A 24,901-nucleotide genomic window follows, 5' to 3' on the forward strand; every position below is an offset into this window, starting at 1 on the left:
CAATGAAGCTGATCGGCAATTACACCAGTCCGTATGTGCGCAAAATCTCCGTGATGCTGCTGGAAAAGGGCATCACCTTTGAGTTCGTCAATGAGTCTCCGTGGCACGAAGGCAGCCATGTCAAAGACTATACTCCGCTGGGGAAAGTCCCGGCGCTGGTCAGTGATGATGATGACGTGTGGTACAACTCGTCGATTATCGCCGCTTACCTGGAACTGCTGCATCTCGACCCGGCCTTTTTGCCCGTCGATCCGCGCGCCCAGCTTGCGGTCCGCCAGCTGGAAGCGCTCGCCGATGGCGTCTGTGATGCCGCGCTGTTGATCGTGCGCGAACAGCAGAAAGATCCGGACCAGCAATCCACCAGCGAAATGCTGCGCCAGCGCGATAAAATTCAGCGCGGGCTGGATGCGCTGGAAGCGGCCGCAGTGGAAGGTAAATGGCTGAACGGTTCACAGATCTCGCTGGCCGATATCGCTACCGCCTGTACGCTCGGTTATCTGAATTTCCGCCGCGTGGCACCGGGATGGAATGTGAACCGACCTTCGCTGGTCAAGCTTGCCACTACCCTGTTTCAGCGCGACAGCTTTGCCCGTACGGAGCCGCCAGCAACCTGAGCCTGCCGATGAAAATATTGTTCAGCCAGCTTCCCTCTATTGACAGCCTGTTACGTCAGGCTGAATTTCAGGTGCTCAGCGATCGCTGGGGACACCGCCAGCTGGTCACCCTGCTGCGTGAGTTACAGCAGCAGGCCCGCCAGCATATTCAGCAACACCAGCAGCTTCCTGACTGGTGCCACAACTGGGCACAACACGCCAGCCAGCGGCTGGAGCAAACAGGCAGCAGCGGGCTGCAATCGGTGCTGAATCTCAGCGGTACGCTGTTGCATACCAATCTCGGGCGAGCGTTGCTGTCCGAGCCGGCCGTTGACGCGGTGACCCGCGTAATGCGCTCGGCGGTAACGCTGGAGTACGCGCTGGATGATGCCGGACGCGGCCACCGCGATCGCGCGCTGGCCGACCTGCTCTGCCAGCTAACAGGGGCAGAAGACGCCTGCATTGTGAATAACAATGCCGCAGCCGTACTGCTGATGCTGGCAGCCCTGGCACCGGGTCAGGACGTGGTGGTATCACGCGGTGAACTGGTCGAAATTGGCGGCGCGTTCCGCATTCCCGATGTGATGACTCAGGCAGGTTGCCGGCTGCGCGAAGTCGGCACCACCAACCGCACCCATCTGAAGGATTATCGCGAAGCGGTGAACAGCGATACCGCGCTGCTGATGAAGGTGCATACCAGCAACTATCAGGTGCAGGGCTTTACCAAAGCGGTCAGTGAGGTCGAACTGGTGGCGCTGGGCAACGAATACAATCTGCCGGTCATCAGCGATCTCGGCAGTGGTTCGCTGATTGACCTGACACAGTATGGGCTGCCGCCGGAACCGATGCCGCAGCAGATGATTGCCGCAGGCGTCAGTCTGATCAGTTTCTCCGGCGATAAGCTGCTCGGCGGCCCACAGGCAGGCATTATCATCGGCAAAAAAGCGCTGATTGCCCGTCTGCAACAGCACCCGCTGAAGCGCGCACTGCGGGTAGACAAAATGACCCTGGCAGCGCTGGAAGCCACATTACAGCTCTATCTGCACACGGAGAAACTGGCACAGCAGCTGCCAACGCTGCGGCTGCTGACCCGCACACAGTCCGAGATCGCCCATCAGGCGCAGCGGCTTTTACCTGTACTTCAGACCGCACTGACGGGGCTGTTCCTCGTAGAAATAGCTGACTGCCTGTCACAAATTGGCAGCGGTTCGCTGCCGGTTGAACGGCTGCCGTCCGTGGCGCTGACGCTCACTCCGACGAACGGCAGCGGCAGCACACTGCAGGCACTGGCAGACAGGCTCCGCACCGGTGACGTCCCCATCATCGGGCGTATTCACAGCGGTCGTCTGTGGTTCGATCTTCGAACACTGGAAGATGACGCGCTCTTTATCAGGATGATGACGTCATGATTATTGCCACGGCTGGCCATGTTGATCATGGAAAAACATCACTGCTTCAAGCCATTACAGGTGTGAATGCCGATCGCCTGCCGGAAGAAAAATCCCGCGGCATGAGCATCGATCTAGGCTACGCATACTGGCCTCAGCCCGACGGGCAGACAATCGGCTTTATTGACGTTCCCGGCCATGAAAAATTCCTCAGTAATATGTTGAGTGGTATCGGCGGTATCGATCACGCTCTGCTGGTCGTCGCCGCCGATGATGGCATCATGCCGCAAACCCGTGAACATCTGGCGATCCTGCAACTGAGTGGCCAGCCTGCGCTGACCGTCGCCGTGACCAAAAGCGACAGCGTGGAACCCGCACAGCGTAAGGCCGTCGATCAGCAGATCCGCCAGCTAACCCGGCAACTTGGCTGGGAAAGCGTCGCCCTGTTTACCACCAGCACAGTCAACGGGGAGGGCATTGCTGAACTGAGCCACCATCTGCGCCAGCTGCCCGAACGCCCTCTGTGGCAGGATCAGGCCTTCCGTCTGGCGATTGACCGGGTGTTTAACGTTAAAGGGGCAGGCGTGGTGGTAACGGGCACTGCGTTGTCCGGTGACGTGCGCATCGGTGATTCCCTGTGGCTGACCGGCATGAATAAACGGGTGCGGGTGCGCAATCTGCATGCCCAGAATCAACCCGTGGAACAGGCCCACGCAGGGCAACGCATCGCGCTGAATCTCAGCGGTGGGGTGGAAAAAGCGGAAGTCAGTCGCGGCGACTGGCTGCTGACCACCGCTCCCGAACGGCCCTGCGGGCGGGCGATCGTCAGCCTTCAATCCCATCAACCGCTGCATCAGGGTCAGTCACTGCATATTCATCATGCAGCCAGCCATACCACTGGCCGCATCTCGCTTCTGGACGATCGTTTTGCCGAGTTGCTGTTTGACAACCCGCTGTGGCTGGCCGGTGATGACCGGTTAATCCTGCGGGATATCAGTGCGCGCCAGACGCTGGCCGGGGCGAGAATCGTGCTGCTGGCCCCGCCGAAGCGAGGAAAACGCCAGCCCGCGTTCCTCGACTGGCTGCATCAGCTGGAAAAAGCCACCAGTCTTGAACAACGGCTGGAACGGCTGTTACAGCCCCATCCCTGGCGCATGGATGCACTCCACTGGTTTTTTCAGCGTAACGGAGAGGCCATCACTGCCTCACTCAATAGCGCGACGTTTATGCAGGCCGCCGATTATCTGCTGCTGAGGCAAACCCAGCGAGAGTGGCAGTCAGAGCTGCTCAGCGTGCTAAAAAATTATCATCAGCAACACGGCGACCGTCCGGGTATTGGCCGCGATCGCCTGCGACGTCTGGCATTCCCTGGTCAACCCGCGGAGCTGGTGCTTGCACTGACGGACCAGTTGATCGCTGCGAAGCAGATGATTAACAATCGTGGCTGGCTGCATCTGCCCGATTTCCGTATCCGTTTTGATGACCGGGAGGCTGCGATCTGGCAACAGGCAGAATCCCTGTTCGGCAGCGAGGCATGGTGGGTGCGCGACCTGGCGGCGCAGCTGGGCTGCGATGAGGAGCTGATGCGCCAGACGCTGCGTAAAGCGGCGCAGAGCGGTGCCATTACCGCTATCGTTAACGATCGGTACTACAGTCATACGCAGCTGACCCGCTTTGCTGGTCTTATCTTTCAGCGTGCTGAAACAGGCCTGGGCACCCGCGCCGGAGACTTCCGCGATCAGCTGGGCACAGGCCGGAAACTGGCGGTGCAGATCCTCGAGTTTTTCGACCACTGTGGCTTCACTCAGCGCAAAGGCAATGAACATTTATTGCGCGACAGCCAGATGTTCCGCTAGAATGCTGGATAAATAACCAGTAAAGGGAAGAGTACAATGCAACGTTGTGGCTGGGTTTCTGCAGATCCGTTATATATCGCCTATCACGATACGGAATGGGGCGTGCCTCACACCGAAACGCAGGCGTTATTTGAAATGATCTGCCTGGAAGGTCAGGTGGCGGGATTATCCTGGCTGACCGTACTGAAAAAACGCGAAAACTATCGTCGCCTGTTTCATCATTTTGATGTCCGGAAGGTGGCGGCGATGAACGATGACGATATTGAGCGGCTCATGCAGGACAGTGGCATTATCCGCCACCGGGGGAAGATCACGGCGATAATGGCTAACGCACGTGCGCTGTTGGCAATGGAAGCCGCCGGAGAAGACTTTAAAACGTTTATCTGGAGTTTCGTTGATCATCAAACTCAGGTCAGCCGTTTTACTGACTATCGCTCTGCCCCCACCACCAGCGCCATCTCGGACGCTATGTCAAAAGCACTGAAAAAGCGTGGCTTCAAATTTGTCGGTTCCACCACCTGTTACTCCTTTATGCAGGCCTGCGGGCTGACCAGTGAACACACCACGACCTGCTTTTGCCATCCCGATAACAATAAGTAGCTTTCACTTACAAATTTGGGAATAAGCCTACGTATTTCCCTCTCATTTCATCGGCATAATGATCGCGTTTACGGGCAATTTTGTCCACTTGCTGCGAATGAGAGGGATCCCCTGATGAAGAAGAAAAGCGTCATTACACTTGCCCTGGTGCTGTGCGGCACCCTGAGCGTGGCGGGCTGTACTACCAACCCTTACACTGGCGAACGTGAAGCGGGTAAATCCGGTATTGGCGCGGGCATCGGTGCCGCGTTGGGTGCAGGCGTTGGCATGCTCTCCTCGTCGAAGAAAGACCGGGGTAAAGGCGCCTTGATCGGTGCTGCTGCCGGAGCGGCTCTGGGCGGTGGTGCAGGTTATTACATGGATGTTCAGGAAGCCAAACTGCGCGATAAAATGAAAGGCACCGGCGTGAGTGTGACGCGTAATGGCGACAATATCGTGCTGAACATGCCAAACAACGTCACCTTTGACAGCAGCAGCAGCACGCTGAAACCCGCGGGTGCCAATACGCTGACCGGCGTAGCGATGGTGCTAAAAGAGTATCCAAAAACCGCAGTTAACGTCATCGGCTACACCGACAGCAGCGGCAGCCGTCAGCTGAACATGACGCTCTCCCAGCAGCGTGCTGATGGCGTAGGAAGTGCACTGATCACTCAGGGCGTTGCGGGCAACCGCGTGCGCACTCAGGGAATGGGGCCTGATAACCCTATCGCCTCGAACAGCACCGCAGAAGGCAAAGCGCAAAACCGTCGCGTTGAGATTACCCTCAGCCCGCTGTAAGCGTCTCACTACCCGGCACGCCCTGCCGGGTAGTTATTCCTGTTTTTGAGAATAATTGCGCTATATCGTAGTGAGCTTTAACAATGTGTGCTACCCTGCGCAGAAATTGATCACCCACACGCCGCCGCACACATGTCACTCAAAGCCATCGCCAGCGCACTCGGCCTCTCCGTTACCACCGTCAGTCGGGCTCTTAATGGCTATGACGACGTGGCAGAAGAGACGCGTCAGCGAATTCAACAAGAAGCCAGACGGCGCGGATATCGCCCGAATGCTGTCGCACGCCGCCTGAAAACCGGACGCACCAATGCCGTAGGTCTGCTTTTTCCCGTCACTCCCCTGCCGTTTAACGATATTAGCTTCGTCGAAATGATGGGCGCCATCGCGCAATCGCTTGCGCAGTCCGATGTTGATCTGCTGATCATTGCCGACGATACCCATGACGACCATCGCGGTATGCAACGAATGCTGCGCACACACTGCGTGGATGCGCTGATTGTTGCACACACTGCGCGACACGACAGTCGCCTGATTAAACTGCAACAGCTGGGCTTCCCGTTCCTGGCGCTGGGCCGCAGCGAGCTGGCCTCCCCTTATGCCTGGTTTGATTTCGATAACTACGCTGGGCCAGCCCTGGCCGTTGCGCATTATGCCGATGCCGGACTGCAACGCTTCGCTTTGCTGGGCAGTCATCACGATCAAACCTTTGTTGACCAGCGCCGCCAGGGATTTCTTGATGCGCTGGCGCTACGCGGCCTGGCTCAGGATGCCTGCTGGCGGATCGAGCCGACCCGCCGGGAAGGCTATCGCCTGACCCGTCAGTTGCTGGCACAGCCGCAGCGCCCTCAGGTGATCATCACCGACTGCAATATGCTGGGTGACGGCGCAGCCATTGCCCTGCGGGAAGCAGGTTTCCTCACGGGCCCGCAGCGCGTTGAGCTGGTGGTCTACGATGGTCTGCCCGCGGATTCAGTGATCGCCGATCCGGTCACCAGTATTGTTCAGGCCACGCGCCCCGATGTCGGTCAACAGGTGGCAGAGATGGTACTGAAGCTGATTGAGGGAGAAGACGTCAACACGTTACAAGTGTTGTGGCAACCGGCGCTGAAACTGCCCTGATGCTGCCGTCGGGCGGCAGTTGTGGTAGGCTCGCGCAATCATCACCATCAGGGAACATCATGAATCGTAAGGCCGCGAAAGCCACCATCAGCGATGTCGCTAAAGCCGCGAACACCGGGAAAACCAGTGTTTCGCGCTATCTTAACGGTGAACTCAGCGCACTCTCCATCGACCTCAAAACACGTATTGAACAGGCCATCGCCACGCTCAATTATCGCCCCAGCCAGATGGCTCGTGGCCTTAAACGCGGACGGACCCGGCTTATTGGCCTGATTATCGCGGATATTACCAATCCCTATTCGGTGAATGTGTTGAGCGGCATTGAAGCAGCATGCCGCGCCAACGGCTTTACCCTGCTGATGTGTAACACCAATAACGAAGTGGATCTCGAAAGACACTACCTCAACCTGCTTAACAGCTATCAGGTGGAAGGGATTGTGGTGAATGCGGTCGGCATGCACGAAGAGGCGCTAAATCAGCTCCAGCAATCGCTGCTGCCGATGGTGTTGATCGACCGTAAAATCCCGGATTTTGACTGCGATGTCGTCGGCCTGGATAACCGCACGGCGGCCCTGATGGCCACGGAACATCTGCTGGATAAGGGATACCAGGCCGTGCTGTTTATCAGCGAACCACTGGGCCTGGTGAACACCCGACTGGAGCGTGTGCACAGCTTCCGCGAGCGTATGGCACAGCATCCTGATCTCGTGGCTGAACAGGCTGAAGTTGCCCTCGGCGACGGTGAGCGTCTGGAAACGGTACTCCATGCGTTTTATCAGCGCCATCATGCGGCCCCCTGTGCGGTTATGGTCGTCAATGGGGCGCTGACACTTCAGGTTGCCCGCGCACTGCGCCATCTGGAGCTCAACTGGGGCGAGCAGATCGGCCTGCTGGGCTTTGACGAACTGGAGTGGGCCGAACTGGCCGGTGTCGGCATCACGACCCTGAAACAGCCCACCTGGCAGATAGGGTATGCAGCCCTGGAACAGGTGCTGAAACGCGTTGGCGGTGACGATGCTCCCCGCCATGAACAGGTGTTCAGCGGCGAACTGATTGTACGTGGATCAACGCAAAGGCTGACGCGCTAAAACAACGATGATCCTGCCGCCTTGGCCACCCGGCAGGATCCCTCATCGACCCCACCTCGCCCTTTGTCTGCGCCCCCCTCTGACGCCCTTTTTTAAGATTTTTCCCTACTCTCAAACGCTCACATCGTGAGCGCGATCATAAATTACTGCACTGATCCTTTCTTTTGGAACCGGTTCCATCTAACGTTTTTAGCAGAACAGGTGGATATTTCCCGGAGAACCCCATGAAAAGAGAAGTCATCGTTGTCACCGCCGCCTATGGACAAAAGCAGGTCGCCGCGCTGGGTGGTCAGCAGGCGCTGCTGCCGATTATTGCCGCCGCAGGCGCCGACGGCGTAGAGATCCGCCGCGAACTGTTGACGACGCAGGAGCTGACGGTGCTTCCCGCACTGGCAGAGGCCATCCGCGCCGCCAGGCTGGTCACGTTCTATTCCGTGCCGGAAGCATTGTTTATGGCCGATGGTTCACTGAATCCACGGCTCGACCAGCACTTTTCTGAAGCAGAGCAGCTTAATGCCCAGCTACTAAAATATGCGCTGGGCAACTATCAGCCCGATTTCGAATGTCATGAGCTGCGCAGCAAACTCGCCGGAAAAAAAGTGCATCTGGTGGTAGAAAACGATCAGACCGACTGCGGAAAACTGGCCGCCCTTGACCGCTTCTTCCACGCCTGCGGCGAAAGCCGTACCTGTAACGGCATGACCTTTGATATGGGCAACTGGCTGTGGGTGGGTGATAAGCCCCTGGAGGCCGCCAATCGCTTAAACCGCTACGTCAGCTACATTCATGTCAAAGCCGCTGTGCCTGAGGGCGAAAGCTGGCGCGCCGTTGCACTGGATGACGCTGATGATCTGTGGCGCAAAACACTGGCACTGTTGCCATCAGACGTGCCGCGCGCCATTGAGTTTCCGCTGGAAGGGCCGGACCTGGTGGCGGTCACTCGCCACTATGTTGACCTGCTGCGTGAGGAATAAATCATGAGTATTGATGCGAACCATCCGCTGGATGTGGTCACCCTTGGCGAAGCCATGGCGATGTTTGTGGCCGATGAGTGCGGCGATCTCGCCAGCGCCAGCCATTTCAGCAAACGTATTGCCGGGGCGGAACTCAATGTCGCGATCGGCCTCGCCCGTCTTGGCCTGAACGTGGGCTGGGTCAGCCGCATCGGCGACGATGCCTTTGGCCGCTTTACCTGCCAGCAGCTGGACCACGAAGGTGTCGATCGCCGTCTGGTGACCACCGATGCGCGTTATCCCACTGGTTTTCAGTTGAAATCGAAAGTCGACGACGGTTCAGACCCACTGGTGGAGTACTTCCGCAAAGGCTCTGCCGCCAGCCACCTCTCCGTGGCTGACTTTACCCTCAACCCTGGCTACTTCACCTCTGCCCGTCATCTACATCTCAGCGGCGTAGCAGCAGCCCTCTCTGACAGCTCGCTGGCGCTGTTACAGCAGGTGGCCCGTGAGATGAAAGCATCCGGTAAAACAATTTCTTTCGACCCCAACCTGCGTCCGGTGCTGTGGTCCAGTGAACAGGAGATGGTGAAACAGCTCAATGGTCTGGCGCAGTTTGCCGACTGGGTGCTTCCGGGTATTAAAGAGGGCCAGATCCTGACCGGCCACACGCAGCCGGAAGCCATTGCCGACTTCTACCTGGCGATGGGCGTGAAAGCGGTCGTGATTAAAACCGGCAGCGACGGGGCCTGGTACAAAACCGCCGATGGCGAGAGCGGCCAGATAGCGGCGATCAGAACGGATAACGTTGTCGATACCGTCGGTGCCGGCGATGGGTTCGCCGTTGGCGTGATCAGCGCCTTACTGGAAGGAAAATCGTTACCCGCAGCGATACGGCGCGGTAACAAAATTGGTTCGCTGGCCATTCAGGCCATCGGTGACAGTGAAGGATTACCGACGCGCGCCGCGCTGGGTGATTTCTAACACCGTCACAACCCGGAAAAACAAACCGCATCGTCCCCTACAACAGAATGCGGCCACCGAGGAAGACTTATGAAAAATCAGACAATCGCGCCGAAACGCTGGTGGTACATCATGCCCATCGTGTTTATCACCTACAGCCTGGCGTACCTGGATCGTGCAAACTTTAGCTTTGCCTCCGCCGCAGGAATTAATGAAGACCTCGGCATCACCAAAGGCGTCTCCTCGCTGCTGGGCGCGCTGTTCTTTCTGGGCTATTTCTTCTTCCAGATCCCCGGGGCGATCTATGCCGAACGACGCAGCGTAAAAAAACTGGTGTTCTGGTGCCTGATTTTATGGGGCATCTGCGCCACGCTGACCGGGATGGTCAGCAACATTCCGATGCTGGCTGCGATCCGCTTTACGCTGGGCGTGGTGGAAGCGGCGGTGATGCCTGCGATGCTGATCTACATTAGTAACTGGTTTACCAAATCAGAGCGTTCACGCGCGAATACCTTCCTGATCCTCGGTAATCCGGTCACGGTGCTGTGGATGTCCGTGGTTTCGGGTTATCTGATTAACGCCTTCGGCTGGCGTGAGATGTTTATTATCGAAGGCTTCCCGGCGGTAATCTGGGCGGTGGCATGGTGGTTCCTGGTGCAGGATAAACCGGCACAGGCCAAATGGCTGAGTGATGCAGAGAAAGCCGCGTTGCAGGCGCAGTTGCAGAAAGAGCAGGAGGGCCTGAAAGCGGTTCGTAACTACGCTGAAGCCTTTAAGTCACGAAACGTCATTATCCTGTGCGCACAGTATTTTTGCTGGAGTATTGGCGTTTATGGTTTTGTTCTGTGGCTGCCTTCCATTCTGCGTAACGGCACGCAGATGGGCATGGTGGAAGCCGGCTGGCTGTCCTCAGTGCCTTACCTGGCCGCGACCATCGCCATGATTGTCGTCTCCTGGGCTTCGGATAAGTTACAAAACCGCAAATTGTTTGTCTGGCCGTTACTGCTGATTGGTGCAATGGCCTTTTTAGGCTCATATTTGGTGGGACCCGGTCATTTCTGGCTATCCTATGCTCTGCTGGTGATCGCCGGGGCCGCGATGTATGCCCCTTACGGGCCGTTCTTTGCCATTATTCCTGAAATGCTGCCGCGCAACGTGTCCGGCGGGGCAATGGCGTTGATCAATGCGATGGGTGCCCTGGGCTCCTTCCTTGGTTCCTGGGTGGTGGGCTACCTCAATGGTGCCACCGGCAGTCCGTCGGCCTCGTATATTTTTATGGGCAGCGCCTTACTGGTTTCCGTCTGGCTGACGTTGATCGTGAAACCCGCACAGAATAAACAGATGCCGCTGCCTCATGGTGCAAAACAGGCTTAATCTATCGACTACCTGAACAGAGAGAATCGAATGAAACCGAATGTAGTGCTTTATAAGTCGTTACCGGACGATCTGCGCGCACGGCTGGATGAACATTGCTGTGTGACTGAAGTGAACGACTTAAGCCCGGAAACCCTCGCTGCTCATGCCTCCGCGTTCAGTGAAGCAGAGGGTATTCTGGGATCGGGCGGTAAAGTGGATGCCGATTTTTTACAGCACATGCCGAAGCTGCGTGTAGCCTCAACGGTGTCCGTGGGTTATGACAACTTTGACGTGGCGGCGCTGAATGATAACGGCGTCCTGCTGATGCACACGCCAACCGTGCTCACCGAAACCGTTGCCGATACCATGATGGCGCTGGTCCTCAGTTCAGCACGTCGCGTGGTGGAAATGGCTGAGCGCGTCAAAGCGGGTGAATGGCAAAAAAGCATCGCCCCTGACTGGTACGGTGTAGATGTGCATCATAAGAAGCTGGGCATCCTCGGCATGGGCCGCATCGGCCTGGCGCTGGCGCAGCGTGCACATCTTGGCTTCGGTATGCCCATCCTCTATAACGCACGCAAACAGCATCCTGAAGCTGAACAGCGTTTTGATGCGCACTATTGTGACCTCGATACGCTGCTGGCGGAGTCTGATTTCCTCTGCATCAGTCTGCCGCTGACAGCGCAGACCCACCATCTGATTGGCCGTGAGCAACTGGCGAAGATGAAGAAAAGTGCCGTGCTGATTAACGCCGGACGTGGCCCGGTGGTTGATGAGCAGGCGCTGATTGCGGCCCTGAAAGACGGGACGATTCATGGCGCAGGGCTGGATGTATTTGAGCAGGAACCGTTACCGGTTAGCTCTGAGCTGCTGCAACTGCGCAACGTGGTGGCGCTGCCGCACATTGGCTCTGCCACGCATGAAACGCGTTACGGTATGGCAAAAGACGCCGTGGATAATCTGATTGCCGCGTTAAGCGGTAAGGTCGAGAAGAACTGCGTGAACCCGCGTTAATCTCGGGTTGCGTAGGACCCGAGCATTTTTTTGATCGGCATGACAGCGGGCGGGGCATGCCCCGCCCCTACGGTTACCGTTCCCCTGCCCACATTTGTACGGGGCAGGCATGCCCGCCCCTGCGGTTACCGTTCCCCTGCCCACATTTGTACGGGGCAGGCAGGCATGCCTGACCCTGCGGTTAGCGTTCCCCTGCACACATTTGTACGGGGCAGGCATGCCCGCCCCTGCGGTTAGCGTTGGAATTATTCTTTCGCGATAGGCGTTTCGCTGATGGCGACAGTTTCATCCCCCTGGATCTGCTTCACGCGCTGTTCCACCTTCTGCACTGCGCTGGCATCTTTCAGCAGCGTGTAGGTCAGGGTGAACGCGGTGCTCTGCCCCGGCTGTAGCTGTTTCACCCGTCCCTGCTCTTTCTCAATGGTGACCGGATAAGCATAGTTGGTGCCCGGCTCAATCCCGGTGACATAGCCCTGTTTCAGGGTATCGGTATTCTTCCACATGGTCAGCAGCGGAAGCTGATGGGTATCAAACTCAATCGAGGCACCTTTATCGCCTTTACTGTTGATCACCGCCGCCACGGTTTTCCCGTTGCTGTCGGCTTTCGGCGTCAGGTTGAATACCATCTCATCAAAGTCTTTGGTCGGTGCACCGTAAACATTCCAGCCATCCAGCCCTTTTTTGGCGTAGTCATTAAACGGCGACACGGATTTCAGTGGTGCAATAAACCGCGCATCTTTTTCAAGGATCGGCGTGCCGAAGTTGCTGTGATAGATAATCTGGTAGTCGTGCGGATAATCGGCCTGATTCGTCAGCACATCATGCACGGTAAAGGCATCTGACCCCGGTATATAACGCAGCTCCGTCCAGGTTTCGAGATTCGCTTTTTTGAAGGTCGTCTCTTTCAGCAGACCACGAATGCGGATTTCATGCGGTGCTTTATCATCAACGATCACTTCAACCTTAGAGGCTGGTGTATTGCCTGCTTTACCGTGAAGGGTGTAGATCACGCCGTCTTTGGTCACCGGGTGGCCGGTCCATTCAAAGCCGCAGCGCACCATCATTTCGTTAAAACCTTCCAGCCAGCCCAGCCCGTTCCGGCTTTCCAGGTTGATGTTAGCCGGGTTAACCACTTCCTTCACCGGGGAATCCCAGCCCAGACGAACGCCGTGGCCCGTGACTTTTAACAGATCCATGCCGCGCGTCGGGCTGAGGCTGATGGTCAGGCCGTTTTTACTGGTGATGGTCAGCACTTTGGAGCCTTCCTGCTTGCCGCCATGCAGAACTTTTTGCTCAATGCTGAAGCTTTCACCCGCCAGCTTCAGCTGCTGACTGTTAATCTGCCAGTTTCCCTTCTCCGTACTGCTTTCAGCATCTGTCAGCAACCAGCTTTGCGCTGCTGCCTGACCGCTGATCACCGCCATCACTACCCCTGCCAGAAGTGTTTTTTTCATGGTTATTGTCCTTTAGCTGAATTGATTAAGCTTTATGGAACCACAGACTACAAATCAGCGTAGGATAAAAACGTGACAGGTATCACCGACTGATTTATTGGGTGTTTTAACTCGTCCAAACGTGCACCAGGTCACTAAAAAGTGCGCCAACTGATCGATATACATGAGTAACTGTGATGAACATCCTTCATGCGTACCAGGAAATTTAAACGATTCAGCTAAAACAGCCTCTGCCTGTCGCTCATCCCATTAAAGGCCTGCCCGCAGTGAACAAGTGCGATCGCCTGTCCCCGCAATATTGCATCCCACAGATGCTGGCGTTAAGGTGGTCACCCGTTGTAGATAACAAGTGATTAACAGGGTATGAGCTTTTCGGCATTTGGTGAAAAATTTACGCGCCATTCAGGTATTACGCGCCTGATGGAAGATATGGGTGAAGGTTTGCGGACCCCCGGCACGGTGATGCTGGGTGGCGGAAATCCTGCGCAAATCCCGGCGATGAACGACTACTTCCAGCAGTTACTGCAACAGATGCATGATGAAGGCAAGCTGGCAGAAGCCCTGTGTAATTATGACGGGCCACGCGGTAAAACCACGTTACTGGATTCGCTCTCAACCCTGCTACGCGAACAGCTCGGCTGGGATATTGCCCCGGAAAATATCGCCCTGACCAACGGCAGCCAGAGCGCTTTCTTCTATCTGTTTAACCTGTACGCTGGCCGCCGCGCTGACGGCAGAAAAAAACGCGTGCTGTTCCCGCTGGCTCCTGAATACCTCGGCTATGCCGATGCCGGGCTGGATGAAGATCTGTTTGTCTCAACGCGGCCGAATATTGAAATGCTGCCGGAAGGCCAGTTCAAATACCATGTGGACTTTGAACATCTGCATATCGGTGAAGATACCGGGCTGATCTGCGTATCGCGTCCGACGAATCCGACCGGAAACGTGATCACCGATGACGAATTACTTAAGCTGGATGCGCTGGCACAGCAGCATGACATTCCGCTGCTGATTGATAACGCCTATGGCGTGCCGTTCCCCGGCATTATCTTCAGCGAAGCCCGCCCGCTGTGGAACCCCAATATTATTCTGTGCATGAGCCTGTCCAAACTTGGCCTGCCTGGCGCACGTTGCGGCATTATTATTGCCGATGAAAAAGTGATCTCGGCGGTCAGTAATATGAATGGCATTATCAGCCTGGCACCCGGCAGCGTCGGACCGGCGATCGCCAATGAGATGATCCAGCGCGGCGATCTGCTGCGACTGTCGGAAGAGGTGATCAAGCCGTTCTACCAGGAACGTGTGATCCAGACTATTGCCGTTATTCGCCGCTATTTGTCACCTGAACGCTGCCTGATCCATAAACCCGAAGGGGCAATTTTCCTCTGGCTGTGGTTTAAAGATCTGCCGATCACCACGGAAGTGCTGTATGAGCGGTTGAAAAGGCGCGGTGTGTTGATGGTGCCGGGGCATCTCTTCTTCCCGGGGCTGGAGCAGGAGTGGCCACATACGCATCAGTGCATGCGCATGAACTATGTGCCGGATAGCGATAAAATTGAGCAAGGCATTACGATTCTGGCCGAGGAAGTCGAGCGGGCACATCGCGAAGGATAAAATAAAGGCCACCCGCTGACGCGAGTGGCCCGTTAACAACAGCGTATTATTTCAGAATTTCGATGCGGCGCGGTTTATGGGCTTCGGGTACCACGCGCTCCAGGTCGATATACAGCAGGCCGTTTTCCAGTTTGGCATTGCGCACATGTACGTGTTCGGCCAGCTGGAATTTGCGCTCAAAGTTGCGTTCGGCAATACCCTGATACAGGTAGGTGCGCTCCTGCTGCTCGTCCGGGTGCGATCCGCGTACGCTGAGAAGATTATCGTGGGAGGTAATCTCCAGTTCACTCTCAGCAAAGCCGGCGACGGCAATCGTAATACGGTAGTTGTTTTCGCCCACCAGCTCGACGTTGTATGGCGGGTAGCCACCATTGTTGGTGCCCTGGTTTTGGCTGGTTTCCAGCAGGTTGATCAAACGGTCAAAACCAATGGATGAGCGATAAAGTGGGGCAAGGTCAAAATTACGCATGTTACAGCTCCTGATATTCAGCGAGTAAGGGGTGTCGGCCCTCCATAATGGACGGGTCGTCGGTTCAGAAAACACTGCCCTGTCGGCACAGGTTTTACTGACCGTAAAAATAAAATGGTGATGAAATCGATGCTTTCAAGGGGAGAAATTACGATTTTTTTACCTGAAAGCAGCGAATGACATACACTCAGGGATGAGTTCGCCGGGCCATCGTGTCAGCCACCGCAGAGTGGTCAGGGTCAACCCACGCGCCGGTAATGAGTCTCAGCCAGGTTGCAAAGACTGAAGGGATAATCAAGATGAAAACATTGAAGAAGAGTCATATTGCCGGATTTGTCGCCTGTATGTCGCTGGTCAGTACCAGCGGTTGCTCAAGCGTGATGATGCACAGTGGTCCCAGTGATGGCTACTACCCTGGGACGCGGGCCAGTGCAGACGTACTGACCGACAAAGACAGTGGTTGGGTGATGAAGCCACTGGCGGCGCTCGATCTGCCTTTCTCTGCCGTGCTGGATACGTTACTCCTGCCGCTGGACTATTACCGCTCCGGTAATAGCGACTCGCCGCGTGAACGCGTACGCCGCAGCGAGGAGGCAAATCATACCAACGAAGTCATGTCGCAGACGATGGCGCCTTACGCCGCTAACACGTCTGTACCGTAAAGATCTGACGGTAATCACTGCCGTCACGCAGATATGCCACAGATCGCCCATCGGGGGAGAACACCACGGCATCCGCCACAGGCGCAATATCACTGCGTCGGGTAATGCGCCGCAGTGTTCCGCTGGCCACCTCACAAAGGGTGATGCTGTTATCGCAGACAAAGACCAGCTGTTGCCCGTCCGGGTGCCAGCTAAATGCTGACTGAATATCATGCTCACTGTGTGTCACCTGACGCGGTTCGCCGCCCAGCGGTGAGACCGTCCAGAGTTGTACTATCCCGGCATCATCTTTCATCAGAAACGCAATGGCACTGCCATCTGGTGAACTGCGTAGCCAGTGACGCGGCGCAGTAGCAAGACCCGGGAAGCGGCGACCGTGGGTAAATGTCAGACGACGCTGCTGTACCCCCTTCGGCGGGGCAGGCAGTTGGGTGGACGTCCCTTCCAGCGGCTCATCGCCCGCTATCGCGAACGCGGCATTGCTTTCCGGCAGATCGACGATAAAGACTTCCGGCACTTTTTCACCTGTCTCCGCAACGGTGTCACCAATAAATGCCAGCGCCCAGCGCTGACGAACGCCGTCGCCGCGCAGATAGCCCTGATGGCCAATCCAGCCCTCTTCATAGGCGCGGGTGATCTCATCGCTGCCCGGCTGAGGTGTCACCGTGGTCCGGCTGACCAGCACGCAGTAGTGGCTGCCATCATATTCACGCGGGTGATCGATCGGTGGACACACCGCATGCAGCGGCACCGCCACCCCCACGTTACGCAGATCCTGCGCCACATCCCACTCGTGCATCACATGGTCGTTATAGGTAAAGCTCAGGCGTGAACCGTCCGGGCTGAACACATGCACATGAGAACCACCACGCAGTGCACCGGCGGTAAAAGGCGGGGTGATATCGCAGGCATCAAGGTTTTCCGCCACGCCCTGCTGAATAATCACACCGCGACGATGGTGGAAATCATAGTGCCACTGGCTGTCCGGGTGTTCCGGTCCATGAATGCACACATAGCGCGCAGGCAGATCAGGGCTGGCCGTGACCACACCCACATGTGCACCATCACCGACCTGATAGAGCACTTCCGTTTCACCGCTGACAACGTTGACCCGTTCAATGGTCAGCCCGGTAAATGAAGCGCCAGAGGGGCGTACGTCATATACCAGCCACTGGCTGTCTGCCGTCCAGACGTTAATATTGGTCAACTGATGATGACGCGGGGAAAAGGTAAGCTGTGTTTCTTTCATGGAAGGAAGCCCTTAACACGGTTTTGTTAAGGGTAATGCATTCGGCGGACTTAGGGTATCCGCCGTCTTTCAGCAGGCAATGAATTACAGCACAAACTTCTCAATGGCGACGGCAACGCCATCTTCAAGGTTAGATGTGGTGACAAACTGCGCAATGGCTTTGACGGCGTCGATCCCGTTACCCATCGCAACGCCTGTTCCGGCAAACTCCAGCATCGCCAGGTCATTTTCCTGATCGCCCAGCGCCATCACTTCTTCACGCTGTAAACCAAGACGGTCGGCCAGCGCTTTCACCCCGGCACCTTTATTAACCTGTTTATTCAGAATCTCCAGGAAGTAAGGTGAGCTTTTCAGGATGGTATTACGCGCTCTGGCTTCGGCAGGCAGGCGGGCAATCGCCGCATCCAGCAGTTCCGGCTCATCAATCATCATCACTTTTGGGAAGGTCATGGAGGTATCCATCTCCTCCACCGGGCGATAACGCAGCGGAATGCCAGTCAGGCTGGCTTCATGAATGGTGAAACGGCTGATATCTTTGTTCGCGGTGTACAGATGGGTCTGCGTCAGCGCCTGGAAATGTACACCCAGTTCGCGTGCCAGCTGTTCGTAATAAAGATAATCGTCAAAGCTGACCGCCACTTCTGCAACGCATTCACCGGTATCGGCCTTCTGCACCAGTGCGCCATTATTGCTGATGCAGTACTGCCCTTCCTGTTGCAGACCCAGCTCCGCCAGGTAGCGCTGGATACCGATAAACGGGCGACCCGTTGCCAGTACCACCGCCACGCCTTTATCGCGTGCCGCCTGAATCGCCTGCTTCACTCGCGGCGTCACTTCGTGCTGCGGGTTCAGCAGCGTGCCGTCCATATCAATCGCAATCAGTTTAATCGCCATACCATCCTCGTTAGCTAACAATTTGTCACCATGCTAGCGCGATTCAGCTCACGATGACCAGTCTGATCACGGAATGAACGGCACGTCGCCATCAGTGGCGCGTGGCCAGCGGTTTATTCACAAAGAAGCCATAGCTGATCGCACCCATCATCAGCAACCCGGCGCCCAGCAGGAACACATTGGTGAATTTACCCGTCATATCCAGAATCACCCCGGTAACAATCGGTGCCATTGCCGCTCCCAGGAAACCGCCGAAGTTCTGAATAGCCCCCAACGACGCGACCTGATCTTTCGGTGCAATATCCGTGGCCAGTGTCCAGATGGCGCCCTGGGGCATCTGAGAGCAGAAATAGCCCAGCGACAGCAAGGTAATCGCCAGCGGTGTGCTCTCCACAAACGGGATCGGCGCAACAAAGCAGGCTGCCAGCGCCGCACCCGCCACAATCGGGATCTTACGTGCATGGATCGCTTTCATTCCGCTGCGCACCAGTTTATCAGAGAGCATTCCCCCCACCAGCACACCCAGAATCCCGGCAAAGAAAGGTATCGAGGCAATCCAGCCAGTCTGTTTCAGGCTGAAACCCAGGGATTTCTCCAGATAGCTTGGCAGCCAGGTCAGGTAGACCCAGATGGTGAACATAATCGAGAAGTTACCGATCACCATAAACCAGGTAGTACGGTGCTTAAACAGTGCGCCCCAGCTGGTTTTTACCTGCTTCTCGCCCTCGGCAGTCACGCTACGGTGGCCGGCATGAATCAGTGCATCTTCACGTGCATCCGGGTCACGGTAGAATTTCCACCACGCCAGCATCAACGGAATACCCATCAAACCAATCGCCATAAACATGCCGCGCCAGCCGAAGCTCAATAACAGGACGGTGAGGATCGGCGGAGCAATGGCGTTGGCAATCTGCGAACCGGTGTTGATGATCGAGGTCGGCAGGCCACGTTCTTTATCGCCAAACCAGCGATGGGTGATTTTAATACCGGAGGTAAAGAACGGCGATTCAGAAATACCCAGCAGCATACGCAGGCCATAAAACACCGAATAACTGTTCACAAAAGCGGCGAGGAAGGTAAAGCCAGACCACAGACCCAGCGCCCAGGAGAACATGCGTTTCGGGCCAAACTTATCCACCAGCCATCCCGCAGGCAGGTTAGCCAGCGCGTAAGGCCAGAGGAAGGCGGACAGTAACAGCCCCATTTCCGTCTGCGAGAAGCCGAACTCGGCAGCGATCGTGGTATTGGCAATGCTGAGGTTGGCGCGGTCAAGGTAGTTCACCACGGCGGCCAGCAGCAGGATCAGAATGATGCCCCAGCGCAGACGGGATATCTGCGGCGGGTTGGTGGTCAATGGCTGCGTGCCAGAGGCAGTAACAGAGGCATTTTTCATGAGGTTCTCTCGTCAGTAAACAGGCTCAGGTGGATTTTGATCACCGCTTTGCGGAGGCGGGAAACACCGTGGGTCTGGCAACAGGGGCGATGAACATCATGGGGAAACAACACCACAAAGGTGTCGGCTTCCAGCGCAATCATCGATTCATTATGGGTCTGGTGATAAAACACAATATCGTGCTGCTCTGCGCGGTCTTCGACCACCTCGTGAGAGGGGTGCGCACGCGCCACGCCGATCGTCTCTTCACCGGAGAGCAGATACTGAATATCGACGTATTTGAAATGCGACTCGGCACGCATCTCGCTGGCCGGGACGGTGTCCATCGTCTGGTACAGACAAAACATTTTGTTCTCAGGAAGGATGTCGAACTTACCGGGTTCCAGCGCGGAAAAATCCGTTGCTGCAATCCATTCCAGAGCCTGGTTAATGACCGGATGCAGGGTATGACGTTCCCTCGCCCAGTCGTTGCGATCGCAAAAAATCATGGTTTTAGTCCCGTTTTCACTCGCATCGAACGAGTTTTTGTTATTTGTTTAGCGGGTTGTGGGGTACAGCGGGCGGCCCCTGACAGGGCCGCCCGGCGCGAAGGTTAGCCCGCGATTTTCTTTTGCCACAGCGCAGTGCCCTGCTGGATTTGATCCAGCAATACGCCGAGGCCCCAGAATTTTTCCAGCACGTTATCTTTATTCACCCGGCAGAACTCACTGTCGAACGTGCCGAGCTGCTGGTGATAAATTTTGGCGTTTTTCGGGTAGCCGAGGGTTTCGGTTACCGCAGACAGTGACAGGAATAACGACAGTTCCTGCGCTTTCTCCGGCTGCTCTGCGCCATGGTGGTAGAGCCAGTGATACAGCTCAGGATGGAAGTTAGTGAACACACCGCTGAACCCTTTGGAGCCGGACTGGATGGCGGGCCAGGCAATGGCGGCATTGGCATTGATGATATTGAACGGTGTGCCTTCAGCCAGTTTCACGCGGCGCTGTACGGTAGGCAGGTCGCAGCTCACATCCTTCAGCACCACAAAACGGCCGCTGTTGGCGCAGAAGCTGAACTCTTCATCGGTCAGCAGGCGGCGATACGGCGCCGGGCACTCATACAGACCCAGAGGCATGGTCACTGGCAGGGCTTCCAGCAGGGCGTTCAGCGTGGAGAAGAACACCTCACTGCCTTCATTTTTCGGGTCCAGATGGTTGGTGACCAGCACCAGCGCATCAATGCCGGTGTTGGCCATCGCGCTCAGTTCGGTAATCTGCGCATCCAGCGCATCGCTGATATGACCGGAGGCAATGACCGGTACGCGACCCTGGACTTTTTCCACCACAAATTTTGCCAGCGCTACGCGCTCGTCCAGGCTGAGGAACTGCATTTCGCTGGACTGGCAGACAGCAAACAGCGCATCCACGCCCTGTGTCAGATACCAGTTAATCAGCCGCTCAAGGCCAGGGTAGTCAATCTGGTTATCAGCGGTAAACGGCGTCAGCATGACGGGAACAATACCTTCAATCTTCTTCATTTGGTTCTCCTGAAGCAGCAGTGCTGCATGAAAGTCAGTCGGATTTAATGCTGCGCCAGACGCGCAACCACCTGAGGGTGATCGGGCATATTCGATGCCCCTTCGCGCTCTACCGCCAGTGAAGCAAACGCCGCGGCATAAGTGGCCGCCTGCGCAATAGTCTGTCCTTTTGCCAGCGCCGCGGCGAACGCACCGTTAAACGCATCACCGGCACCGGTGGTGTCGACGCTGAGTGCCGGAAATGCGGCAATATGCTGAAACTGACCGTTTTCAAGGATCAGCGCCCCACGCGAACTCATGGTGATAATCACCCGCTTCGCTCCCTGACGCACAATCGCCAGGGCCGCTTCTTTCGCGCTGTCGAGGTCATTCACCTCCACGCCGGATAGCAAAGAAGCCTCGGTTTCATTCGGCGTCAATACATCCACATAGTGCAGGCACGCCAGCGCATCTGCTGAGAAAGGTGCCGGATTCATAATGACGCGCACGCCCAGGGTGGTGGCCAGCTTCATGGCGTTCAGCGTGGCGGAAAAATTGTTTTCCAGCTGCACCAACAGCACATCAGACCCCGCGAGTTCATGCGTCATTTCTGCCACTTCGGCGTCGGTCAACGTCTTGTTGGCCCCGGAATAAATGGCGATCATATTTTCGCCATCCTGCTGCGATACATAGATAATCGCGTTACCCGTTGGCTCTACGTCACTCTGATACAGCCTGAAAGAGTGAATATCTGACGCCGACAGATGGTCGAAAGCGAACTGGCTGAACTGATCGGTACCGACTTTGGAGACGAAGTGAACACGTGCTCCGGCACGGCTGGCCGCCATCGCCTGATTCGCCCCTTTGCCGCCCGGCCCCAGCGTACTGCCCAGCGCCAGCAGGGATTCCCCGCCTTTCGGAAAGCGCGCTACTTTTGCCACGATATCGACGTTAAACGAGCCGAGTATGCACACCCGGCCCTGTGTCTGGGTGCTGTCGCGCGGTGCTGAACGCTGACGCTGGCTCTCCAGCCGCTGTAACAGCACCTCAAAGTTGCCGCCGGTTTCCGAAATCAGCTTGGCCTGTAAGTTGCGGCGGATCACCATCGCGCCACCATGACAGCGCTGGATCATTCCAAGGCCTGCCAGTGCTGCCAGATCGCTGCGAATGGTCTCTTTGGAGACGGCAAAGGCGGCAGCAAGCCAGGCGACACTCAGGCTTTCATGCTGGTCGAGATAATCGAGAATGCTGTTACGCCGTTGTTCCAGATACATAGTCACCTCTTGCTATTCAGTAGCCTAAGGGAGCACGTAAAGTTTAAAAGTGATAGCGGTCATAGCGCTCGGTGAAAAACGGAAGCAAACGGAAGTGAAACCAAAAGAGGGTGAGGTAAAAACGAAGGCAGACAGGTCGATGCGCCTAACATGAAAACAAGACGTGTCGAAATTTACTCACTTTTTCGACATGAGGATGACAGGCGAAAAAAAACAGACCCATGGGGGTCTGCTTATTGATACGGGGCGACCGGAACAACAGGTCGCCCCCTGCAACATCAGATATCAATGTTCGCGGCGCGCAGCGCATTCTCTTCGATAAAGGCACGGCGTGGCTCTACCGCATCGCCCATCAGGGTGGTGAACAGCTGATCGGCGGCAACCGCGTCTCGAATGGTCACGCGCAGCATACGACGGCTTTCCGGATCCATGGTGGTTTCCCACAACTGATCAGGGTTCATTTCGCCCAGACCTTTGTATCGCTGAACCGTCAGACCACGACGTGACTCTTTGACCAGCCACTCCATTGCCTGCTCAAAGCTGGCAATTGGCTGACGGCGCTCGCCACGTTCGATAAACGCGTCTTCTTCAATCAGACCACGCAGCTTCTCGCCCAGGGAACAAAGCTTACGGTATTCACCGCCGAGCATGAAATCCGTATCCAGAGCATAATCGGTATCCACACCATGCGTCTTGATGCGCAGCACCGGTTCAAAGATGTGCAGTTCCAGGTTTTCACGAACCAGACCGCTGTAGCTGCTGCCGTGCTGATCGTTATCGTTCAGATACGTAACCAGCTCATCCATCCAGGCCCGTACCGGCGCTTCTACTGCCAGTTCGCTCAGCGTCGGGTTGTAAACCAGCGCGTTCAACAGCGCCACCGGATAACGGCGCTCCATACGTTTGATCATCTTACGCGTGCTGTTGAACTCTGATACCAGGTCCTCCAGTGGCTTGCCACCCAGGGCCGGAGCGCTGGCGTTAGCATGCAGCGAAGCACCGTCCAGTGCGATAGAGATCTGATACTGGTCCATCGCGTCATCATCTTTGATGTACTGTTCCTGCTTCCCTTTTTTCACCTTGTACAGCGGCGGCTGGGCGATATACACATGGCCACGTTCGATGATTTCAGGCATCTGACGGTAGAAGAAGGTCAGCAGCAGCGTACGGATGTGAGAACCATCCACGTCGGCATCGGTCATGATGATGATGCTGTGATAACGCAGTTTGTCCGGGTTATATTCGTCACGGCCAATGCCGCAGCCCAGCGCGGTGATCAGCGTTGCCACTTCCTGCGAAGCGAGCATCTTATCGAAGCGCGCTTTCTCCACGTTCAGGATTTTACCTTTCAGCGGCAGAATTGCCTGGTTTTTACGGTTACGTCCCTGCTTGGCAGAGCCGCCCGCAGAGTCCCCTTCCACAAGGTAGATTTCAGAAAGTGCCGGGTCGCGTTCCTGGCAGTCAGCCAGTTTGCCAGGCAGACCAGCCAGATCCAGCGCACCTTTACGGCGGGTCATTTCACGTGCGCGGCGAGCCGCTTCACGGGCGCGGGCTGCGTCGATGATTTTACCCACAACGATTTTTGCATCGCTCGGGTTTTCCAGCAGGTATTCCGCCAGCAGTTCATTCATCTGCTGCTCAACCGCCGTTTTCACCTCGGAAGAGACCAGTTTATCTTTGGTCTGAGAGGAGAATTTAGGGTCTGGCACTTTGACTGAAACGACAGCAATCAGGCCTTCACGCGCATCATCACCCGTGGCACTGACCTTGGCTTTCTTGCTGTAGCCTTCTTTATCCATGTAGGCATTCAGCGTACGGGTCATGGCGGTACGGAAACCAACGAGGTGCGTCCCCCCATCGCGCTGTGGGATGTTGTTGGTAAAGCAGTAGATGTTTTCCTGGAAACCATCGTTCCACTGCAGCGCCACTTCCACACCAATGCCGTCTTTCTCAGTAGAGAAATAGAACACATTCGGGTGGATCGGGGTTTTGTTCTTGTTCAGATACTCAACAAACGCCTTAATACCACCTTCATAGTGGTAATGGTCGCTTTTACCATCACGCTTATCTTCCAGCTTGATAGAGACGCCAGAGTTCAGGAACGACAGCTCGCGCAGGCGTTTTGCCAGAATTTCGTATTCGAATTCAACGACGTTGGTAAAGGTTTGATGGCTTGGCCAGAAGCGCACGCGTGTTCCGGTCAGATCGGTTTCACCGCTAACGCTTAACGGCGCCTGCGGCACACCATGGACGTAGATCTGCTGGTGAACTTTGCCTTCACGACGAATGGTCAGTTCCAGTTTTTCCGACAGGGCGTTAACCACGGAAACACCCACACCATGCAGGCCGCCGGACACTTTATAGGAGTTATCATCGAACTTTCCGCCTGCGTGCAGCACGGTCATGATCACTTCAGCGGCAGAAATACCTTCTTCTTCATGGATACCGGTAGGAATACCGCGGCCATCATCCTGCACAGACACAGAGTTATCTGCATGAATAGTGACAAGAATATCGGAGCAGTGACCGGCGAGTGCTTCGTCAATGGCGTTATCCACGACCTCAAATACCATGTGATGCAGACCGGTACCGTCATCCGTATCGCCGATATACATACCCGGGCGCTTGCGTACCGCATCCAGCCCCTTGAGAACTTTGATACTGGAGGAGTCATAAGAATTCGACATCAA

22 protein-coding genes are annotated in these 24,901 nt (G+C 56.1%); 13 read left to right on the forward strand and 9 right to left on the reverse strand.

The genetic code is table 11. The annotated features are described in order from the left end of the window. The first annotated feature begins 2 nt into the window (after positions 1–2). From FVB43_RS00670 to ghrB, 11 genes are all read left to right on the forward strand, one after another. Positions 3–614 (forward strand): glutathione S-transferase, encoded by a 612-nt coding sequence (locus tag FVB43_RS00670; RefSeq protein ID WP_133844765.1) that lies wholly within the window; start codon positions 3–5, stop codon positions 612–614. Further along, entirely contained in the window at positions 611–2,002 is a 1,392-nt protein-coding gene (gene selA, locus FVB43_RS00675; protein WP_167863243.1) for an L-seryl-tRNA(Sec) selenium transferase, read from the forward strand. The genes FVB43_RS00670 and selA overlap by 4 nt, the downstream gene beginning before the upstream one ends. Continuing rightward, entirely contained in the window at positions 1,999–3,837 is a 1,839-nt protein-coding gene (gene selB / locus FVB43_RS00680) for a selenocysteine-specific translation elongation factor (RefSeq protein WP_167863229.1), read from the forward strand. Before selA ends, selB begins: the two co-directional genes overlap by 4 nt. Positions 3,838–3,873: 36 nt before the next feature. Further along, complete coding sequence (locus FVB43_RS00685; RefSeq protein WP_133844769.1) at positions 3,874–4,437, forward strand: DNA-3-methyladenine glycosylase I; 564 nt, start codon at positions 3,874–3,876, stop codon at positions 4,435–4,437. A gap of 114 nt (positions 4,438–4,551) precedes the next feature. Continuing rightward, positions 4,552–5,214, forward strand: a complete 663-nt coding sequence (locus FVB43_RS00690) for an OmpA family lipoprotein (protein WP_133844771.1) — start codon at positions 4,552–4,554, stop codon at positions 5,212–5,214. 132 nt (positions 5,215–5,346) lie between these two features. Beyond that, complete coding sequence (locus FVB43_RS00695; RefSeq protein ID WP_159338268.1) at positions 5,347–6,333, forward strand: LacI family DNA-binding transcriptional regulator; 987 nt, start codon at positions 5,347–5,349, stop codon at positions 6,331–6,333. Between the two features lie 59 nt (positions 6,334–6,392). After that, positions 6,393–7,421 (forward strand): LacI family DNA-binding transcriptional regulator, encoded by a 1,029-nt coding sequence (locus FVB43_RS00700; RefSeq protein WP_159338269.1) that lies wholly within the window; start codon positions 6,393–6,395, stop codon positions 7,419–7,421. 224 nt (positions 7,422–7,645) lie between these two features. Further along, positions 7,646–8,395, forward strand: coding sequence for a sugar phosphate isomerase/epimerase family protein (locus tag FVB43_RS00705; RefSeq protein WP_167863230.1), 750 nt, complete (start codon positions 7,646–7,648; stop codon positions 8,393–8,395). Positions 8,396–8,398: 3 nt separating this feature from the next. Then, positions 8,399–9,358, forward strand: a complete 960-nt coding sequence (locus FVB43_RS00710) for a sugar kinase (RefSeq protein WP_133844779.1) — start codon at positions 8,399–8,401, stop codon at positions 9,356–9,358. 69 nt (positions 9,359–9,427) lie between these two features. After that, complete coding sequence (locus FVB43_RS00715) at positions 9,428–10,711, forward strand: MFS transporter (protein ID WP_133844781.1); 1,284 nt, start codon at positions 9,428–9,430, stop codon at positions 10,709–10,711. A 30-nt stretch (positions 10,712–10,741) separates the two neighbouring features. Then, positions 10,742–11,707: a glyoxylate/hydroxypyruvate reductase GhrB gene (gene ghrB / locus FVB43_RS00720; protein WP_167863231.1), complete on the forward strand. Its 966-nt coding sequence runs from the start codon at positions 10,742–10,744 to the stop codon at positions 11,705–11,707. 245 nt (positions 11,708–11,952) lie between these two features. On the opposite strand, the gene FVB43_RS00725 is transcribed toward ghrB, so the two are convergent. Continuing rightward, on the reverse strand, positions 11,953–13,161 hold the full coding sequence (locus FVB43_RS00725; protein ID WP_167863232.1) for an aldose 1-epimerase family protein: 1,209 nt from the start codon (positions 13,159–13,161) through the stop codon (positions 11,953–11,955). 363 nt (positions 13,162–13,524) lie between these two features. On the opposite strand from FVB43_RS00725, the gene FVB43_RS00730 reads away from it, so the two are divergent. Further along, on the forward strand, positions 13,525–14,775 hold the full coding sequence (locus FVB43_RS00730) for a valine--pyruvate transaminase (RefSeq protein WP_167863233.1): 1,251 nt from the start codon (positions 13,525–13,527) through the stop codon (positions 14,773–14,775). Between the two features lie 46 nt (positions 14,776–14,821). On the opposite strand, the gene ibpA is transcribed toward FVB43_RS00730, so the two are convergent. Further along, on the reverse strand, positions 14,822–15,244 hold the full coding sequence (gene ibpA / locus FVB43_RS00735) for a small heat shock chaperone IbpA (RefSeq protein WP_133844789.1): 423 nt from the start codon (positions 15,242–15,244) through the stop codon (positions 14,822–14,824). Positions 15,245–15,543: 299 nt separating this feature from the next. Here ibpA and FVB43_RS00740 point away from each other — a divergent pair, with 299 nt between their 5' ends. Further along, complete coding sequence (locus tag FVB43_RS00740; RefSeq protein ID WP_133844792.1) at positions 15,544–15,906, forward strand: YceK/YidQ family lipoprotein; 363 nt, start codon at positions 15,544–15,546, stop codon at positions 15,904–15,906. Here the strand turns inward: FVB43_RS00740 and FVB43_RS00745 are convergent. The 7 genes from FVB43_RS00745 to gyrB form a co-directional block, all read right to left on the reverse strand. Then, positions 15,887–17,155: a YidR family protein gene (locus tag FVB43_RS00745; RefSeq protein ID WP_133844794.1), complete on the reverse strand. Its 1,269-nt coding sequence runs from the start codon at positions 17,153–17,155 to the stop codon at positions 15,887–15,889. The two genes, FVB43_RS00740 and FVB43_RS00745, sit on opposite strands and share 20 nt — an antisense overlap. Before the next feature lie 84 nt (positions 17,156–17,239). Continuing rightward, positions 17,240–18,049, reverse strand: a complete 810-nt coding sequence (yidA, locus tag FVB43_RS00750; RefSeq protein WP_133844796.1) for a sugar-phosphatase — start codon at positions 18,047–18,049, stop codon at positions 17,240–17,242. 91 nt (positions 18,050–18,140) lie between these two features. Beyond that, positions 18,141–19,442 carry an MFS transporter gene (locus tag FVB43_RS00755; protein ID WP_133844798.1) on the reverse strand — a complete coding sequence of 434 codons (1,302 nt, stop codon included), beginning with the start codon at positions 19,440–19,442 and terminating at the stop codon, positions 18,141–18,143. Then, a complete protein-coding gene (locus tag FVB43_RS00760; protein ID WP_133844800.1) occupies positions 19,439–19,930 on the reverse strand; it encodes a NanQ anomerase/TabA/YiaL family protein in 492 nt (163 codons plus the stop codon). Before FVB43_RS00760 ends, FVB43_RS00755 begins: the two co-directional genes overlap by 4 nt. Positions 19,931–20,034: 104 nt before the next feature. Then, the gene (locus FVB43_RS00765; RefSeq protein WP_133844802.1) at positions 20,035–20,958 is read right to left on the reverse strand and encodes a dihydrodipicolinate synthase family protein; all 924 of its coding nucleotides are present in this window, start codon (positions 20,956–20,958) and stop codon (positions 20,035–20,037) included. 44 nt (positions 20,959–21,002) lie between these two features. Further along, positions 21,003–22,211 carry a ribokinase gene (rbsK, locus tag FVB43_RS00770; protein WP_133844804.1) on the reverse strand — a complete coding sequence of 403 codons (1,209 nt, stop codon included), beginning with the start codon at positions 22,209–22,211 and terminating at the stop codon, positions 21,003–21,005. Between the two features lie 278 nt (positions 22,212–22,489). Continuing rightward, positions 22,490–24,898, reverse strand: a complete 2,409-nt coding sequence (gyrB, locus tag FVB43_RS00775) for a DNA topoisomerase (ATP-hydrolyzing) subunit B (RefSeq protein ID WP_133844806.1) — start codon at positions 24,896–24,898, stop codon at positions 22,490–22,492. Positions 24,899–24,901: the final 3 nt, after the last annotated feature.

It is taken from the genome of Erwinia rhapontici, assembly GCF_012271765.1.
In the GTDB taxonomy this organism is placed as follows: Bacteria; Pseudomonadota; Gammaproteobacteria; order Enterobacterales; family Enterobacteriaceae; genus Erwinia; species Erwinia rhapontici.